The sequence below is a fragment of the Desulfovibrio sp. genome, assembly GCF_019424165.1.
Taxonomy (GTDB): domain Bacteria; phylum Desulfobacterota; class Desulfovibrionia; order Desulfovibrionales; family Desulfovibrionaceae; genus Desulfovibrio.
In genome coordinates this window covers 177,065-194,899 of sequence record NZ_JAHZAA010000002.1, presented here as the reverse complement: position 1 = coordinate 194,899, position 17,835 = coordinate 177,065, and the positions used below count along the sequence as shown (strand labels likewise).

The 17,835-nt window shown below is 59.6% G+C and carries 17 protein-coding genes; 8 read left to right on the top strand and 9 right to left on the bottom strand.

What is annotated here, in order from left to right:
- Nucleotides 1–98: 98 nt before the first annotated feature.
- From QZ377_RS01980 to dpaL, 3 genes are all read left to right on the top strand, one after another.
- Complete coding sequence (locus QZ377_RS01980) at nt 99–752, top strand: HAD family hydrolase (protein WP_291439039.1); 654 nt, start codon at nt 99–101, stop codon at nt 750–752.
- Nucleotides 753–808: 56 nt separating this feature from the next.
- On the top strand, nt 809–1,813 hold the full coding sequence (locus QZ377_RS01975; RefSeq protein WP_291439037.1) for a hypothetical protein: 1,005 nt from the start codon (nt 809–811) through the stop codon (nt 1,811–1,813).
- A gap of 392 nt (nt 1,814–2,205) precedes the next feature.
- Nucleotides 2,206–3,429 carry a diaminopropionate ammonia-lyase gene (dpaL, locus tag QZ377_RS01970; protein WP_291439035.1) on the top strand — a complete coding sequence of 408 codons (1,224 nt, stop codon included), beginning with the start codon at nt 2,206–2,208 and terminating at the stop codon, nt 3,427–3,429.
- 325 nt (nt 3,430–3,754) lie between these two features.
- On the opposite strand, the gene QZ377_RS01965 is transcribed toward dpaL, so the two are convergent.
- The 5 genes from QZ377_RS01965 to QZ377_RS01945 form a co-directional block, all read right to left on the bottom strand.
- Complete coding sequence (locus QZ377_RS01965) at nt 3,755–4,525, bottom strand: methyltransferase domain-containing protein (protein ID WP_012625662.1); 771 nt, start codon at nt 4,523–4,525, stop codon at nt 3,755–3,757.
- 499 nt (nt 4,526–5,024) lie between these two features.
- Nucleotides 5,025–5,177 (bottom strand): hypothetical protein, encoded by a 153-nt coding sequence (locus QZ377_RS01960; RefSeq protein WP_291439032.1) that lies wholly within the window; start codon nt 5,175–5,177, stop codon nt 5,025–5,027.
- Between the two features lie 22 nt (nt 5,178–5,199).
- Nucleotides 5,200–6,414, bottom strand: a complete 1,215-nt coding sequence (gene hmcC / locus QZ377_RS01955) for a sulfate respiration complex protein HmcC (protein ID WP_291439030.1) — start codon at nt 6,412–6,414, stop codon at nt 5,200–5,202.
- A complete protein-coding gene (locus tag QZ377_RS01950) occupies nt 6,415–7,518 on the bottom strand; it encodes a 4Fe-4S dicluster domain-containing protein (RefSeq protein WP_291439028.1) in 1,104 nt (367 codons plus the stop codon). It lies immediately after the preceding gene.
- Nucleotides 7,519–7,531: 13 nt separating this feature from the next.
- Entirely contained in the window at nt 7,532–8,512 is a 981-nt protein-coding gene (locus tag QZ377_RS01945; RefSeq protein WP_291439026.1) for a nine-heme cytochrome c, read from the bottom strand.
- Nucleotides 8,513–9,058: 546 nt separating this feature from the next.
- Between QZ377_RS01945 and QZ377_RS01940 the strand changes: the two genes are divergently transcribed.
- Nucleotides 9,059–9,697: a carbonic anhydrase gene (locus QZ377_RS01940; RefSeq protein ID WP_291439024.1), complete on the top strand. Its 639-nt coding sequence runs from the start codon at nt 9,059–9,061 to the stop codon at nt 9,695–9,697.
- A gap of 536 nt (nt 9,698–10,233) precedes the next feature.
- On the opposite strand, the gene miaA is transcribed toward QZ377_RS01940, so the two are convergent.
- From miaA to QZ377_RS01920, 4 genes are read right to left on the bottom strand one after another with little or no spacing between them, the layout of a single operon-like run.
- Complete coding sequence (gene miaA / locus QZ377_RS01935; RefSeq protein ID WP_291439022.1) at nt 10,234–11,196, bottom strand: tRNA (adenosine(37)-N6)-dimethylallyltransferase MiaA; 963 nt, start codon at nt 11,194–11,196, stop codon at nt 10,234–10,236.
- Nucleotides 11,197–11,206: 10 nt separating this feature from the next.
- Entirely contained in the window at nt 11,207–11,746 is a 540-nt protein-coding gene (gene coaD, locus QZ377_RS01930) for a pantetheine-phosphate adenylyltransferase (RefSeq protein WP_291439020.1), read from the bottom strand.
- On the bottom strand, nt 11,743–12,294 hold the full coding sequence (gene rsmD, locus QZ377_RS01925; RefSeq protein ID WP_291439018.1) for a 16S rRNA (guanine(966)-N(2))-methyltransferase RsmD: 552 nt from the start codon (nt 12,292–12,294) through the stop codon (nt 11,743–11,745). Before rsmD ends, coaD begins: the two co-directional genes overlap by 4 nt.
- Nucleotides 12,295–12,309: 15 nt before the next feature.
- Nucleotides 12,310–13,920 (bottom strand): MBL fold metallo-hydrolase, encoded by a 1,611-nt coding sequence (locus QZ377_RS01920; protein WP_291439070.1) that lies wholly within the window; start codon nt 13,918–13,920, stop codon nt 12,310–12,312.
- A gap of 431 nt (nt 13,921–14,351) precedes the next feature.
- Here QZ377_RS01920 and QZ377_RS01915 point away from each other — a divergent pair, with 431 nt between their 5' ends.
- The 4 genes from QZ377_RS01915 (at nt 14,352) to QZ377_RS01900 (ending at nt 17,671) form a co-directional block, all read left to right on the top strand.
- Nucleotides 14,352–15,020, top strand: a complete 669-nt coding sequence (locus tag QZ377_RS01915) for a TIGR00730 family Rossman fold protein (protein WP_291439016.1) — start codon at nt 14,352–14,354, stop codon at nt 15,018–15,020.
- Between the two features lie 8 nt (nt 15,021–15,028).
- On the top strand, nt 15,029–15,616 hold the full coding sequence (gene tadA, locus QZ377_RS01910; RefSeq protein ID WP_365853821.1) for a tRNA adenosine(34) deaminase TadA: 588 nt from the start codon (nt 15,029–15,031) through the stop codon (nt 15,614–15,616).
- A gap of 133 nt (nt 15,617–15,749) precedes the next feature.
- A complete protein-coding gene (locus QZ377_RS01905) occupies nt 15,750–17,282 on the top strand; it encodes a fused MFS/spermidine synthase (protein ID WP_291439014.1) in 1,533 nt (510 codons plus the stop codon).
- A gap of 158 nt (nt 17,283–17,440) precedes the next feature.
- A complete protein-coding gene (locus QZ377_RS01900; RefSeq protein WP_291439012.1) occupies nt 17,441–17,671 on the top strand; it encodes a hypothetical protein in 231 nt (76 codons plus the stop codon).
- Nucleotides 17,672–17,835 lie beyond the last annotated feature (164 nt).

Here is a 17,835-nt window from a genome sequence, read left to right as displayed (position 1 = left end):
GCGGTACAAAAGCTCTTGCAGAAAACAGGCGCAGACACCTCCGGCTTGCCGGGAAAGGCCATTTCAGGGCATACGCCCGGATGCAGAAAAGGATAATTATGTCACTGCAATGTATTGTTTTTGACTGTGACGGCGTCATACTGGACAGTGTACCCGTAAAAACCCGTGCCTTTGCCCGCATTGCCGCGCCTTACGGGCAGGAGGCGCAGGACCGTTTTGTCATGTACCACAGCCTGCACGGCGGTGTGAGCAGATACAGGAAATTTGAATGGCTTTACAATGAAGTGCTGGGCCGTGAGATAACGCAGGACGAATCCGAAAAGCTGGGCCGCCTGTTTGCGGAATACGCCCTGGACGAAGTGCGCCGCTGTCCGCTTATTCCCGGCGTCAAGGATGTGCTGGACACCTGGAAGGGCAGGCTGCCCCTCTATGTCTGTTCCGGCGCGCCGCATGAAGAAGTGCTGGCTGTGCTGCGCGAGCGCGGGCTGGAGCAGTATTTTACGTCCATTCACGGCTCTCCTCCGGCCAAGGCCCGGCTTCTGGCCCAGATTGTGGCCCCGCTGCCCCTGGCCCCGGAAAATGTGCTTATGGTGGGTGACGCCCCTACAGACCGCGATGCGGCGGAAGAGGTGGGTACGCTTTTTTACGGTGTGGGACCGGACATCAAACCTGCCTCGGACACTGCCTACCCTTGGGCCGAAGACCTTACGGGACTCAATGACTGGATTGCGGCCCGCGTAGCCTCGGCCTGAGCAACATATAACAGCAAGCCCCGCAGGTTGCCTGTGGGGCTTTTGCGTCTGAAACTATGAAAAAACGACTCTATATACTGCTTGCCTGCCTTATGGCCCTGTGCTTTGCGGGCTGCGATTCCGGCGGCAATGAAGACGCCTCTTCCGCTGCAAAGGAACAGGCTCGGCAGGCGTTGAAAACGGATTCTACCGCGGCTGACAAGGCTTCGCAGGATCGTCTGCCCTATGAAGAGCAGGTTCAGGGGCCACCGCCCTCACAAGAAGAGCTTGAAAAGGCCGACGCCATGGTGGCTTTCTATAATGTGGCTGCGGCTACTCTGGCCGAACCCTATTATACGCAGGCCGAAACCATGCTGGAAAATGTGCGCCACTACCTGCGGGAATGGACTTTTCCTCCGCGCCCTGCACCGGGCGGAGACGGCAAGGTGCTTGCGCGCCGTCTGGCGTCGCCTGCGGATATGTTCGGCGAGGATGAAGCTGCGGCCCTTTCCCGGTGGGTGGACGATATGGAAAAGAGCATCCAGAGCATGCGGGCCGATTACGCGGCGCTGGGGCGCTACGTGCGTGATGAAAACATCCGCGATGATGGTGTGAAGGGGCGTGCTCTGGCGGCCAGTCTGGAAAAGGGGCATGAGCGCTTTATGGCTGCCCGGGATGGGTATCTGGCCCTTGTGGAAGGGCGGGCCGTCAAGGCCGAAGAAACACTGCTTTACGGCCATCCGCTCAGGCGGCAGATTCTGGAAGCCAGAAATATTTTCAGCCTGTATGCCGACGCGGCGGAATTGCTGGCCGCCCAGGCGCCCGACCGTCAGGCTCTCGGGCAGGTGCGGGGCAGGCTGGAGGCCGGGCTGCGCCGGGCCGGGCAACCGCCATTTCCGGCTGCCCCGGAGGTGGAGCGGGCCTATCGTGATTTTCTTAAACAGGCTGCCCGCTATGAGGGTTTTCTGGGCCGGGGGCTGGACGAGGGCTTTTACAGCCCGGTGCGGCAGGAGCTGAACAATAGCGCCCAGGAAAGCCGTCAGGCTTATAATGTTTTTGTGCGCACGGCCAACTCAAACTGAACGGGCCTTTCCGGCACGAAAAACAGCACGGCATACCCAGGCAGGGCAAAAGGCCCTGCCGTTGCAAGGCTCAGCGCAAGGTTTTGCGAAAAGAGCGAAAAAGGCCCCTTTTGCATGAGGGGCCTTTCTTGCTACTGTCTTTATAAAGACGCTCGCTGTGGCTTTTACCACCACAAACGCATGGCGTTGCCGTTTTTATCCATACGCCCTCTGGCGGCGGCCAGGCAGCCCTGCGCTTTCGTGGCAGATGTTTGCGCATGCAGCCATCAACGCGGTTTCAACGTGAAACTGCTCCAGAACATGTTTTCGTCATGCTGCGGCGGCCTGGCCCGCGGCCGAGTCAAAGCCCGGCATATATGCAGTCGGGTATCACGCCCTACAGGAGAGCAGCCGTGAATACTGTCAGCTATTGTCCCAACAGCTTGTGCACAGGCATTGCCGATGCGGCGGATGTTGAAGTCTATGGGCCGGAAGTTGCCCGTGTTGCCCGCGCCTTTCATCAGGGCTTTGACCGCTATGCGCCCACGCCGTTGGTGCGGCTGAAAAATCTTGCGCATGAACTGGGGCTTGGCGAAATTTTGGTAAAGGACGAATCACAACGCTTCGGCCTCAATGCCTTCAAGGTTCTGGGCGGTTCTTACGCCGTGGCGCGCTATCTGGCCCGGCGGCTTGATTTGCCCATGAGCCGGGTGAGCCCGCAGTTGCTGCGCTCTGCCGAGGTGCATGAGCAACTGGGGAAAATTACCCTGGTTACGGCTACAGACGGCAATCACGGCCGGGGCGTAGCCTGGACTGCCCAGCAGCTCGGCATGGGGGCCACGGTTTTCATGCCCGCAGGTTCCGCGCCGGTCAGGGCTGAAAACATCCGCAAGACCGGGGCGCAGTGCACCATAACCGACCTCAACTATGACGATACCGTGCGTCTGGCCATGCAGCACGCGCAGGAAACGGGCGGTGTGCTTGTGCAGGACACGGCCTGGGACGGGTATGAAGAGGTGCCGCTCTGGATCATGCAGGGCTACACGACCCTGGCTCTGGAGGCGGACGAGCAGTGGCGGGATTGCGGGCTGCGCCCGCCGACCCATATTTTTCTACAGGCCGGGGTAGGGTCCTTTGCCGCTGCGGTGCTAGGGTATTTCGCCGCCGTGTGGGGTGATGCCGCTCCGCAGGTCATTACTGTGGAGCCGCAGGCTGCCGACTGCTTTTTCCGATCCTTCATGGCTGGAGACAGCGCCCCCCGCGCGGTCAGCGGGCATATGCGAACCATCATGGCGGGGCTTGCCTGCGGTGAGCCGAGCAGCCTGTGTTGGCCCCTTTTGCGCGACAGGGCCGTTGGTGGCCTGTCCTGCCACGATGTGGTGGCCGCCAACGGCATGCGCATCCTTGCCGCGCCCCTGCCGGGCGACAGCCCTGTGTGCAGCGGTGAATCCGGCGCGGCCCCTCTGGGAGCCATCGTGCATATCATGAAAAATACGCAGATGCAGGAAGTCCGCCAGGCCCTGAGGCTGGACGCAGCCTCCCGTATTCTGCTTTTCAGCACCGAAGGGGACACCTTGCCCGAACTGTACCGCCAGATTGTCTGGTATGGCCGCTGCGCCGGGGTGGAGGCGGAATAACCGGCCATCTCAACGTTACAGTACGATAGAATAGATATGACGGGCGGAGCCGCCCAGGCCGGCCGAATATGGTAACGGAATAAAAAAAGGCCGCACGGATGTTGTGCGGCCTTTTTATGTGTTGCGAAAAAATTGCGGATTTGATGCGTCAAAAAGAAAAATCCGTTGGGGAACGCACTGTGCTGACCCTGTGCCGTAATACCGCCGATGACGGTTTCCATGCGGGCGCATGCCCTGTGCATGTGGCGCGGGATGCCGGATGCGCAGGCTCCAGGCGCACAGGTTGCACGTGTTCATGAGCTCAGGCTACAGCCGGTGATGAAAACTATTTTCCGCGGATCCAGTAGGTTTCAAAGCCGTCCTGCAGCCAGCCGTCCTGTACCTGGGTGCACCCTGCCTGCTTGAAAAGCTGACGGTATTCATCGCGCGTGCGCCGCCAGCCCCAGAACTGCTGACGCCGTATCCCCAGATAATGGAGAAAGCCGCGAATAACAATCTTGATGGCGTTGACGAAGCTGCCGATAAAGGAATCCTCTTCCAGCAGGGAGGCCGAAAGCAGGATGATCTCTCCGCCGGGGGCCAGCTGGGCGCGCAGTTCCTGCAACAGATAGGTGAATTCACGCGTGGGAATGCCGTAGTCCACAGTGGAAAGGTAGATCATGTCATAGTGGACGTCAGGCGGCAGGCAGGCCGGGGGCAGGCCGATATAGATACGCTCGCTGGGAATCTGCTGGCGCAGCCATTTCATGCCGACAGTGCTTGGCTCGTTGACGTGCAACTCCAGCTCGGGCATTTCCTCCAGCAGGATTTTTTCCATATAGCCCACGCCGCTACCGATAGACAGCACACGCACAGGCTCTGTGCGAGGCTGTGCTTCTCTGGCGACCTGATCACGCAACTGGCCGATGAGCCAGCGGGCGTCTTTGCGTTTGTTTTCGCGCCAGACAGCGGGCAGATCGTCCCAGTTTTTGTAGCGGCGAAAAAGCTCTTCGTAGAACACCGCATAGAACTTGGGTTCCGCCAGATGGAAAAAGGAAATATGCGAAAAGGACGTAAAGGGTATGCCCTGCCAGCTTTCTTGATAAAATCGCCGCACGTCAAGCCTCCGATCATGGCTGCAAGTATGCGTTATTGCAACGCCGAAGCCACTTCACACACTGTCAAGTATACCCCAAGCCACCACAGGGCGCAATGCGCGGTTAATTGTTCTGCTGTGCGCTTTCGGGGCGCACAAGGCTTCGCGCGCATCGCACAAGGCTCTGGAATCATTGATCTGCAATGGCCGGACAGGCTCGGACGGGCCTGAACCGTCCCAAACCGGGCAAGGGGGCAGTGGCTTGCCTGTATGCCCGGTATGGATGGTATGGCGCGCAAGGGTGGCTGTAAAAAGAATCTTTGTCAATGGACGGGGGGCGACACCGATTGGCGCCGCCCCCCGTGTTTCAGACTGTCATTTCAGGGTCGCAGGCTCTTGAGCAGTTCAACTTTGAAAAAGTTGGAACGCTCTGCGTGGATTTTTAAAAAATCCGCGCCGCGAAATGGTTGCAAGGCGAACCTGATTCGCCGTCAGGCAACCATTTCAAGCGTCAAGTGCTCTAATGGTCCTTGGAGCAGCCGTTGCGTCCCTTCTTTTTGGGGAACAGCACAAAGTTCCAGTACACCACATAGAGGGGCAGAACCACAAACATCATGGCGTAAGCCCAGCTCTTCGTATAGAGGAAGTAATCGTAAAAAGTATGGAATTCCATAGTATTCTCCTCTCCCTGTTGGCTAGTGCTCATCCCTGAAGTCGGGGTGTTCGTACAGCACCGGCATGTGGTAGATGATAAAGCGGTACACGGTCACGATCATCGTTACCACAAAGATGGAAATGCATATCTCCCAGATGCTGGGGAAATAGCGTTCCGCCGGGGGCAGGTTGTAGTTGAAGGCGATCATGGACACGTTGAAACGGTTCAGAACAATGCCCAGCACGGTATTGGCCGATGCAATGCGGCACAGGGTCAGGTTGCGGTCGCGCGCGCCCTTGGCATAGAGCAGGGCGGGCAGCAGCACGAAGCCCAGCATTTCAACCAGCCACCATGCCCCGTAGCCCGAGAAAACATAGGGCAGATTGGCCTGCACAAGCATATCGATAAGCTTGAGCATGAAGTAGGCGAACAGGATGAAAGAAGCCGCGCGGGAGAAGCTGAGGACCACGCCGTCAGACTCACGCAGGTGGGTTTCGTCCATGTAGTGGTGCAGACCCTTGTGGGCAAATATGCCTTCAAAGATGACCATGGAGGCCCCGGCAGCCATCGAGCTGACGAAGAAGAACATGGGCATGAAGGGCGAATACCACAGGGGGTGCAGCTTTTCAGGCGCAATCAGGTAGAGCGCGCCCAGCGACGACTGGTGCAGGGTGGACAGGGTAACGCCAAAAATGGTCAGCACGATGGTGCTGTGCACCACGAGCCTGCGCCATTTGATAAGGCAGGGGAACTTTTGCGCCAGCCATTCCATAGGCGCCACGGAAAACTCGATGAAGAGCACCGTAACGTAGGTGGCCACGCACAGGCCCACTTCAAAGAGTACCGAGGTGGTTCCCGGGAAGAAGAACATGAAGGGCAGCCGCAGCGGGTGGCCCAGGTCATACAGAAGGGCTATGACCACAAAACCGTAGCCAAGAAAGGCCGTGGTAATGGCCGGGCGCACTGCAGAGTGAAACTGCTTCATGCCCATGACGTAGCAGGCCACGGTGGTAAAGTAGCCGCCTGCCGCCAGCGCCACGCCGCAAAGCAGGTCAAAGCCGATCCACAGGCCCCAGGGCTGGGTGTTGCTCAGGTTGGTGACCGAGCCGATACCCATGGTGAAGCGGATGACGGTGATTATCAGGCCCACCGTCAGGATGATGGCGGTAATGATATTGCCCGGAGTAGGTTTGAGAAACTCGTCCAGGTTAAACAGCTTGCCTTTGCTGGGAATGACGATGCTGTGCTGTGACATTTACTTATCCTCCCCGTGACCCGTGCACGCCGTTTCGCGGGCCTTGAGGGCCTCGGTCATGGCGCGGCGGGCCGTATCGGCAGCGCCCGGCCCCTGGGTTTCCTCAATTTTGCGTACGGCGGCGTCAACGGCGGCGGCCACGTCTTCACGGGCTTCCTTGATCTTGCCATCCGTTTCAGCTTTGTACATGGCTTCGCGGCGCCTGCTGATGGCGTAAGCGCCACCGAAGAGCACGGGCCAGAAGGCCACGATCATGGGCACTGCGCCCAGAGCGCCGTAGGTCAGTTCGCCCATGGGACGGTTGCCGAGATGGGTATCAAGGCCGAGCTGCTTGAGCTCATCACCAGCCAGCGGGGCATCGTCCACCGGAACAGCCGCGGCGGCCTGTCCCACTGCGGGGCTGAGCACCATCCAGGCAGTGCCGCCCGCATCAAACTCGCCATAGAGGTAGTTGACGTACTTGCCGGGATTATCGGCCATGCGGGCGCGGGCCACGCGGATCAGGTCGCTGCGGCGGCCGAAGGTGAGGGCGTCCTTGGGGCAGGCCTGCACACAACCGGGCAGCTTGCCTTCCTTGAGCAGCGGCTCGCAGAAGGTGCACTTTTGCACGAGGGGGTCAAAGGCCTCGTCGTACTGGAAGCCGGGAACATAGAAGGGGCAGGCGACCATGCAGTAACGGCAGCCCACGCACTGCGAGCCTTCGTAGTGAACAGCGCCGTTGGGCTGCTTGGTAAAGCACTTGGCAAAACAGGCGGAAGCGCAGGCCGGATCGTTGCAGTGAAAGCACTGCAACTTGCGGAACACGTCTTTGCCGTTGACCTTGTACTTGTTCACCACGGTCCATTCATATTCGCCCGTGCGGCGGTGCGTGTCGCACACTGTAAGGTCGCTGAAGGGTTTTTTGGGTTTGGGCAGGTGGTTGACCTTGTTGCAGGCTTCTTCACACTTGCGGCAACCGATGCAACGGGTGGTGTCGTGCAGCACCCCGTAGCTGTCTGCGTAATATGGGAAGGTATGGGGGCCGGCCTGGGCCACCTTGGCCGAGCCAAGGGCCGAGACCACGCCCGCGCTTCCCAGAATGGTCAGAAATGTTCTGCGTTTCATATCTTACTCCATGCTAGTCGGCGCTCTTGGGCGCAGCCTTATGGCAAGTGGTGCAGTCGGTATCACGAGGACGCGCGACATCCATGCCCTTGTGGCAACCCATGCACTGCAGATGGTAGGCGGCCATAAGGTTGGGACGACCGGGATTGGCCTTGTCGATCTCCTTGGCGTGGCAGCTGCCGCACTTGGGAGGCGTAAGGGAAAGCGGGCTTCTGTGGTGGCAGGTGGCGCACAGAATTTCAGGCTTGTTGTGGAAGGCCTGGGCCAGCTTGTCGTCCTTGATTCTTTCCATAAGGGACGTGAGGTGGCGGCGGTGGGTAAAGTTGCTCGGCTCGTACTTGTCAGCCAGAGCATCAATGACCACCTTATAGGGGGCCAGCATGGGGGAAACAGGCTCAACGGTCTTCTGGGCCAGCACGGTTTCTGTGGCCAGGGCTTCGTTGTCGCCGGGCAGCAGGGTTCCGTTAATGCCCTTCTGCATCTGTTCGGGCGTCATTGAAGGCGTGATGTTGTGGCAGGTAGCGCACCATGCCTCGTCGCGCTTGGGTGTGACAATGGCGTGACAACCCGCGCATTCGCGCCGTTCTTTGGTTTGCTGTTCATGACAGCTTACGCAGCTGACGGGCGTGTTGCCCTTGGCGCGTTTGGCGATATTGGTGGCATGCATGGCCCGGTCAAGGGTGATGTAATTGCCCTCGGCCTTGCCTTCCACCGTATGACAGGTGCTACAGGACACCGGATCGCCCGTGTGGTGACAGGTCTCGCAGTTGTCGATCTTCTTTTCGTGGATAAGATGATTGAAAACCACGGGTTTCATGGCCGCGCCCTTGGGATTGGGCTTTTCGCCGACCGGAAACATGACTATAGCCGATGGCGCGCCGCTGTCTGTTGGCTCCAGAGCTGCGGCCTTGGCCGTGCCTCCCATCGCCGTGAGACACGCCGCGCCAGCCAGGGCTATAGCCGCCAGCAGAAGCAGTGATGTGCCGTTCCTCATGTGCTTGTCCTTTTGCATTCAGACATTACCCCAAGCCCGCCACTACAAGGGTGGCAGGATCCTCCGGCCCCGCCGATCCCTGCGGGGGGCAAACACGCAGATATTGCAACGGTATCGCAGGCTGCAAGACTCGTCAAGGAGGTCAGAGACTTGGAACGGCTTCTCATGCTTGGAAAAACAAGGAGATTGGGAAATATTTCATTAAAAAATAGGTTTTTATTTTGGCGGTTCACGCCAATGCATTTATTTGTTTCCTCACGTTGTGCATAACTGTCACATGCTTCGGCGCGCGCTGATAAAAGTAAAAAAATATTGAATGTGGCCTGAAAAAGGCAATGTGTGCGCTTTGCGCTTGACCTCCAGATAAAGATGCTCTACGTGGCAAGATGATATGGAAGCAGCGTGATGATACCCCGGCCCTGCCGGGGAATGCGCCCCCCTTTACGGGTGGTGTCGTCTTTCCGCAGAAGACGGCTCCACGGGGTGCACCTGCCGCCTGAATGGCTGTGGAATGAAGGGCTGCGTAACCCCAACGGAGGATCGTTGATGAAGAATGTTGAAAGCCTGTTACAGGGCAACGAGCTGTTTCAGAAAAATTATTTCAGGAAAAATGAAACCCAGCTTCTGGATCTGGTCAGCAGCGGGCAGCATCCCAAGGCGCTTTTTATCGGTTGCGCCGATTCCCGGGTTATCCCCTCTCTCATAACCAACGCGCCTCCGGGGCAGCTTTTTGTCTTGCGCAATGTGGGCAACTTTGTGGCCCCCTATAAGCCGGATGAAGATTATCACGCCACGGCTTCCGGCATTGAGTACGCGGTCACCACGCTGAATATTTCAGAAATCATCATCTGCGGGCATACCCACTGCGGGGCCATTGAGGCGCTGTATAAAGATATCAGCGGCAAGCAGCTCATCCATACAAAAAAATGGCTGTCCCTGGGCAAGAAAGCCAAAGATCTTGCCCTGCTGGCCCTGGGCAAAAATGCCGACAGGGAAAAGCTGCTGCGTCTGACGGAAAAGCTCTCCATCATATTTCAGATCGAAAACCTGCTCACCTATCCCTATGTCAGGCGCAAGGTAAACAAGGGGATCCTGCACATCCACGGCTGGCTCTACCACATCGAATCCGGTGAAATGGAATATTATGATCCTGACGCGCATGAATTTCTTACGCTGAACAAGTGAGTTCCGGCGCTCGTCGCGCAGGGGATGCGCCTGTGGCAACTGCTTGCCCCTGACCGGGAAACGGTACAAACGCAAGCTGCGCTGCTCGCCGGCCTCTATGCCGCTTTTCATGTTTGAGGGATGTGCGGTGCGTAGATGCGCGGTGCGTAGTGGATGCATCTGCGTGGGGGAAAAGGCTGTTCTTCGAGATGGGGATTGGTATCGCCCTGCGGACGTGGGGGCTTTTTTTGTTTTCTATTTGGGCCGCCCGCGCGGCGGGCGGCAAGGCGGGGCCGGGAAGGGGCGCAGCCCCATAACCGGCCCTCCTTGCATCCCCGAAGCGTTCCCGTTCAGGCTTGCAATTGCCATCTGGCAGCGAGGGCTGCGCGTCCTCTGCCTCGGGAGCATCCCTCCCTGCGGTCGGGTGGTCTTCCTGCGAGCCGCGTAGCGCCATCAAGTGGGATTGGCCGGAAAGGTGGACAACGAACAGCCCAAATACGTTGTCAGCCCGTCGTGTTGTAACCGTCGCAGACGTACAACGAGGGCGGTTTCAGGCATTACTTGCGCAGACTCCGCGCCGCGTTGACCACGGCGTCCACGTCATCGGGCGGCAGCCACACGGCCTCCGGACGCGCGCGAAACCAGGTGAGCTGGCGTTTGGCGTATGCCCGCGTGTTGCGCAGCCAGAGGTCGCGGCATGCGTCAAAACCCAGGCGGCCCCGCAGAAAGGCGAGGGCTTCTGCGCAGCCGATGCCCGTCCAGCCGGGGGCATTGTCATCATTACAGTTTTTGAGCGCTGCTGCGGCTTCATCCATCGCGCCGGATTCAAGCATCATGTCCAGCCGTCGGGCAAGGCGCGGCTCCAGCCAGGGCAGGGGAGCGTCCAGCACAAGCAGCGGCCCGTTGCAGGGCGGACGGCTCATGGCGTGCTTGTGCCACCAGGTAAAGGGTCTGCCCGTGGCCGCGTGTACCTCAAGGGCGCGCACGATGCGCTGCCGGTCGTTGGGATGTATGCGGGCGGCATAGTCCGGATCTACGTGGGCCAGTTCGGCATGCATGGCCTGCGGGCCTGCATCATCCAGGCGGGCAGTGAGAGCCGCGGTGAGAGCCGGATCCACCGGAGGGATTTCGGCCGTGCCGTGCAGCAGGGTCTGGAAGTAAAGCCCCGTGCCGCCCACCAGCAGGGGAATTTTGCCTTTTGAAAGAATCTGCCGCGCTGTGGCCTGGGCCTGCGCGGCCCATCGCCCGGCACTGATTTTTTGCGATGTGGGCAGAAAGCCGTACAGATGGTGCGGGCAGCAAGCCAGTTCTTCAGCAGAGGGCTGGGCCGTGATGCGAGGAAAGTCGGCGTATACCTGGCGCGAATCCGCGTTGATGACTTCGCCGCCCAGAGCATCGGCCACGGCCAGGGCCGCGGCTGTTTTGCCTGAGCCCGTGGGGCCGGCAAGGCAGATGACGGGCAGTGCTTCGGATGGCGGAGCGGCCTGTGCCGCCCCGCCGGAGATGCTGTTGCTTGGCATGGGAATACCGCTAGGAGGTGCGGAATCCGCCGTGCGGCGGAGCAAGGCATGGGGTACCCTTGGCAACCTCGCCTTTTTCGTATTTTTCCAGCAGGGCCAGGCGCACATTTTCGGGTACAAGGCCCTTGATGTCTGCGCCGTGGCTGGCAGCGGCCTTGACGATGGTGGAGCTTATGAACAGCCACTGATAGTCGGTCATGAGAAAGACCGTCTGGATATGGCGCTGCAACCGGCGGTTCATGAGGGCCAGCTGGAATTCATATTCAAAATCAGAGGCGGCGCGCAGACCGCGCAGCAGGGCGCAGGCCCCGCGCTGGGCGGCGTATTCCACCGTCAGGCCCGAAAACGGCTCCACCCGGGCGCGCGGCTCGTCCTTGAGGGCCTCGCGGGCCATGTTCACACGTTCCTCGTGACTGAACAGGGGGCGCTTGGGCGTATTGTCGGCCACGGCCACGATAAGCTGGTCAAAAACTTCGCACCCGCGCCGGATAAGGCTGAGATGACCATTGGTCAGCGGGTCGAAGGTTCCGGGATACATGGCTACTCTCATGATGCTATCCAGATACAGACGCGGGTCTGGCCCAGCAGCCTGTCGGTTTCCAGGGTGAAGCCCTGCGGCACGGCAAAGCGTGCCTCCTTTTCAATCTCCGCCGTCACAAAGGCTCCGGGCGCAAGCCAGCGATGGGCTGCCAGAAGGCGCAAGGCCGGTTCCGCCAGTTTTTTGCGGTAGGGCGGGTCCATAAAAACAAGGTTGTACGGTTCCTGCGGCGGCCGCTTGAGCACTTTGAGCACATCGTCTTTCACAAGCCCGGCCTCGATCTGTACGCCGAGGTTTTCCACATTGGCCTGAAGGCAGCGCATGGCCGAGGTTGAGCTTTCCACCAGCAGGGCGTGCGGGGCGCCCCGGCTGATGGACTCAAAGGCAAGGCTGCCGCTGCCGGCAAAAAGGTCCAGCACCCGCGCCGTGGACCATACCAGTCCACGGGCGGCGAGCATTGAAAAGAGGGCTTCGCGGGTTCTGCCCATGGCGGGGCGGTAGCCTTCACCCTCTACAGTCTTCAGAATACGGCCGCCAAGGCGGCCCGCTATGATGCGCATGGTGTTTTCATTCTCCTACATGCGCGAAATAAGGCGCGTGAGGGCATAGTCCATTTTTTCCAGAGCTTCCTGCAAATCGGTCTGCTCCACCCAGGGGCGGGCCTCAACATCAGCCAGCTTGCCCTTGAACATATCCCACTTGCGTTCCACCTCGCCGGTAAGAAAGCCCCAGTCCACCCTGGGGTGGGCCTTGGTTTCGTGGGTGACGGTGGCGGTTACCTCGCAGCCGTCCAGGACCATTTCTTCAAGATAGGCGGCGATGCGCGGCTTGAGGCCGAAGCGCTGGTGGATAAGCCCGGCCAGCGTTTCCTGCGCCTTGATTTCACCGTGGGTCAGCACTATCTGGGCGCAGTTGTGGGCCAGAGGGGCCAGCCAGTCCAAAAGCTGGCTCTGCCCGGCATGCCCTGAAAAACCGTTAATGGTGAAAATGCGGGCGGCCACGTCCATATCTTCGCCAAACAGGGTTATTTTTTTGGCCTTTTCAACAATCTTGCGCCCGGGCGTACCCACGGCCTGATAGCCCACAAAGACGATGCTCGCGCCGGGCTTCCAGATATTATGGCGCAGGTGGTGGCGCACGCGACCCGCATTGCACATGCCGCTGGCGGAAATGACAATGGCCGATCCCTTGTAGTCGTTGATGGCCTGGGATTCGGCCACAGACAGGGTATAGCGCAGGTTGGGCAGCGCAAAGGGATTGTCGCCGTTATTGAGCAGTTTTTGCGCGGCGTCGTCGAAAAGTTCCCGGTTACGTTCAAAAACTTCTGTGGCGCGGATGGCAAGGGGGCTGTCCACATACACGGGCATGTCTTCGGGCAGTTTGCCCTGCTTGCTCAGTGTGTGCAGGCAGTACAGCACTTCCTGGGTGCGTTCCACGGCAAAGGCCGGAATAATGACCTTTTCGCCTTTGCCGTAGCTGTAGGCAATGGCTTCGGCCAGTTCCTGATCGCTGTTTTCTTCGTTTTTATGGTCGCGGTCGCCGTAGGTGGACTCCATAAATACATAGTCGGCCTGCGGCGGGCTTTCGGGGCTGCGCACAATGAGGGCCTGCGGGCGGCCGATGTCGCCGGAAAATATGAGGCTTGTGGTCTTGCCGTCTTCGTCGGCCTCAATGCGCAGGGAGCCGGAGCCAAGGATATGCCCCGCATCATAGTAGGTGACGCGGATGCCCGGAGCAGGCTCAAATGTTTTATGGTAGTCCACAGCGGAAAAAAGCGATACGGCCTTTTGCGCGTCCTCTACGGTATAGAGGGCGGCGGGGGGATTTTTCAGGCCCCGGCGCATGTATTTTTTTGCTTCCCACTGGGCTTCCATTTCCTGAATATGGGCACTGTCCTGCAACATGAGATCCAGCAGTTCACTGGTGGCCTTGGTGCAGTACACGGGATTATTGAAACCGTCGCGCACGATCCGGGGCAAAAGGCCCGAATGGTCTATGTGCGCGTGGGTAATGAGCACGAAGTCAATGTCAGTGGGCCGGTAGACTTCGATTTCGCGGTTGCGGGCGTCAATGGCCTTGTTGCCCTGGTGCATGCCGCAGTCAATACAGAAGCGTTTGCCGCATGCCTCAATCATGTAGCAGGAACCGGTCACGGTTTGTGCCGCGCCCAGAAATTGGACCTTCATCATGGCCTCCGGTAAGAGTTGGCGGCAAAAGGCCGCCGGATATACCGAGGCGGCAGGCGGGCTTTTGCGCGTCCGTTTTTCCGCCCTGGCAACGCTGTTTTTTAGTATGGCGATGCGTTTCGGCTGCGCGCGGTCCGTAAAGCCCGGGCGCGGACGGTAAACGCCTTTGGCGCGGCTGTGTGTTGCGACAAGCCGCGCAGGACTTTTTTCCATAGCCGTTTGGGGCGTGTAGCGTCAAGCTGCCTTGCCCGTGCGTCTGCTGCGCGGTAAAGCTTCGCATTGCCTTTACGCAACGGGAAACATATACTGCGACCCTGATTACACTGCTGCCGCCTGCGGGCGGTAAGGTACATTCATGCGCTTCCGCCCCGGGCCGCCAACCGGCCACAAGCCCGCTGCCCGGAATACCGGAAGATACAAAAGGAGTATCCATGCCCGAACTGCAACAGAATATCGTAGACGACCTCGCCTCCGTGACCACTGAATCCTGGCGTACCTTCCGCATCATGGCCGAAATGGTAGAAGCCCTGGACACCCTCAATGCCCTCAAGGTCAACTGCATTTCCATTTTCGGCTCTGCCCGCAGTACCGCCGAAACGCAGGAATACAAGGATGCGGAAAAAATTGCCAAGCTTCTGGTGGATGCCGGTTTCGGCATCATCACCGGCGGCGGTCCCGGCGTTATGGAAGCGGCCAACAAGGGCGCAACCGAGGCCGGAGGCGAGTCTGTCGGTCTGCACATCCACCTGCCGCACGAGCAGGGTTGCAACCAATATGTTAAAACCCGCTGTAACTTCCGCTACTTCTTCATCCGCAAGTTCATGTTCGTCAAATATGCCATGGCGTATGTGGTCATGCCCGGCGGTATGGGAACCATTGACGAACTGTCTGAAGCTTTTGTTCTGGCCCAGACCGGGCGCACGCGTCCCTTCCCCATAGTGCTGTACGACTCCAGCTTCTGGAGCGGCATGGTGGAATGGCTGCGTAAAAACATGGCCGGGCGCGGCTTTATTAATGAAAAAGAAATAGACCGGCTTATTACCGTGTGTGATACGCCGGAAGAAGTGGTCAACCATCTGCGCAAGATTGTCATCCTTTAGGATGCCGCATGTGGCGTGACGTACCGGACGCTTCTTTCCCCTTCCCCGGCGGGCTTCGCCCCCGGGGTGGGGGATTTCGCGCTTTTGCGCCTGCCGGGCCGGTACCTGCGGCCCCGCCCGGCCATACCTGGGAATGTCTTATGGACCGTGCCCTTGACCGGGCGCGCCGCGCCGCCGCCCTGGGTGAAGTTCCCGTGGGGGCAGTGCTGGTTGCGCCTGACGGCAGGGTCCTGGCCGAGGAGGCCAATGCCCCGGTAGTTCTGAGCGATCCCACGGCCCATGCCGAAATACTGGCTTTGCGCCGCGCGGGGCAGACGCTTGGCAATTACCGGCTTGGCGGCTGCGTGCTGGTGGTCACCCTTGAGCCGTGCGCCATGTGCGCGGCGGCCTGCATTCATGCCCGGCTGGCCGGGCTTGTTTACGGGGCCGCGGACGATCCGGCCGGAGCCGTTATATCCCGCGCGGAATATTTTGACGCCCAGAGCGCCAACCACAGCCTGTGGCATATGGGGGGCGTGCGCGGTGAAGAGTGCGCGGCGCTGCTGCGTGATTTTTTTGCCGCGCGCCGTGGCCCGGCAGACTTTTCGCCCAGGTAACAGCCTTGCCCGGTTTTTCCGGCCGGATGCCGTGACGGTTCTGGGCGTTGTGCAGAAGGCCGGACGCCCTGTTTTATGAGACAGCATTTTTTATTGGGCCTGGTCCCGGAGCAAGAACCAGGAAAGGAGTGCCATGCTGGAACTGACGGTCTTTTTAAGCGGCGCCCTGGTCATGGTGCTGGAAATGGTGGGTGCGCGCGTGCTGGCCCCTTATGTGGGTACATCAGCCATTGTCTGGACCAGCCTTATCGGTGTGGTGCTCGCCTGTCTGGCGCTGGGAGCCTGGGCAGGCGGCCGTATGGCCGACAGGCATCTTTCCCGCAGGGGCCTTGCCCTTGCCCTGGCCGGAGCCGGGGCGGGCAGTGCGCTTACGGCCCTGTGCCATCCGCTGGTGGGCCAGTGGGTGACGGAGGGCATTGGCAACCTGTATGTGGCCGCTGTGGCCGCCGCTGTGGGAATTTTCGCCGTGCCAGCCTTTTTTTTCGGCATGATCAGCCCTTACGCCATCCGCCTGCGCATCGGCAGCCTGGACACGTCCGGGGCCACGGTGGGGCGGCTGTACGCCCTTTCCACGGCGGGCAGTATTCTGGGAACCTTTCTGGGCGGTTTTGTGCTCATATCGTTTTTTGGCAGCACGTCCATTTTGTGGGGGGTGGCTGTCAGCATGCTGGCCCTTTCGCTGTGTAACGCACCGGGCGGGGCCAAGGGCAGGGCTGCCCTGCTGGCGCTCTGTATTTTGGGCGCCGTGGTCAACGGCATGTACGGAAACTGGCGCGAAGGCAGAAGCAGCATGCATCTGGTGGAAAGCCCCTATAACAGCATCCGCGTTTACGAAGGTACGGACTGGGGCGAGGGCGGCCGCGCCGTGCGGCTTATGGCTACAGACCCGGGGTACAGCCAGTCGGGCATGTATCTTGACGCGCCGGACGAGCTTTATTTTCAGTACACGCGCTTTTATGCCCTGGGTCCCTGTTTTGCGCCCCATGCCCGCTCCATCCTGATGCTGGGCGGCGGGGGCTATTCCGTACCCAAGTGGATTCTGGCGGGCAAGTCGGCCCTGTCCGCCCCCGAAGATGTGCGCATGACCGTTGTGGAGATAGACCCGGCCATGACTGACGTGGCCCGGCGCTGGTTTGCCCTGGGCGAGGATCCGCGCCTTTCGGTGCGCCACGAAGACGCCCGCGCCTTTCTGAACAGGCAGGACGGGCGCTTTGACCTGGTTTTTGTGGATGTGTTCAATTCGCACTATGCGGTTCCCTTTCAGATGGGAACGGTCGAGGCCGCGCAGGCCTTGCGGCGGGCTGTGGCTCCGGGAGGGGCCGTGCTCATGAACGTCATCTCCGCCGTGGAAGGAGAGGACGGCCGCCTGTTCCAGAGCATTTTCAAGGCATTGTCCGCAGCATTCGCTGAGGTGCAGGTTTACTGCGTGTCGCGTCCCGACAGGCCCGGCGAGGTGCAAAACCTTATGGTGGCGGCTTTTCCTGAAAAAAGAGACAGACCCGCACCGCTGACCGCTGACGGCAAGCAGGCGTTGCCGCCGGAGCAGGAGGCTGTGGAAATGATGCTGGCTACGCGGTACACAGGCCCGCTGGATTTTGCCACACTGCCCCTGACTGACGACTTTGCCCCGGTGGAGCGTTACGCCCTCATGCTGCTGCGGCAGTGATATTTGCTGATGTGATCTCTGTGCCTCCGGTTTTCTGCATTGCAACCCGGAGTTTTTCGTGCCGCTGCCTGCGAGGCTGCGCCGCAGTCAGGCCCCCTTGCGGGATGGCGGCGAAAATTGTAGCCTTGCCTATCAGAAATTAAAGGAGGCAGCATACTATGAAGTTCCACACTGTCAGCCCGCTGAGCATCAGCGAAAATGTTCTTGGTATTCTCGGCAACAAGATAGCTTCGGGCAGAGAGCTGACCATGGCCGAACGCATGATGGCCCTGTCCGCCTCCGGGGCGGTTGTCGCCAGTGCGTACGGCCCCGGCCCTACGGAAATGGTGGTCAAGACGCCCGAGTTGCCTGAAAACGTCAAAGGCATGCTGGCGAATTACGCCGGATAGATTCCGCTCCATCGGGGGGCGGCCATGAGGCTCCGCAGGGAGAAATATTTTGAACGAGACTATTGACGATCTTACCGTACAGTATGAAGAAAACGGCCAGATCATTATAAACGAACTGGACAAGGTTGTACTGAGCAAGGGCTTGTGGACGACCATTCTTTTCC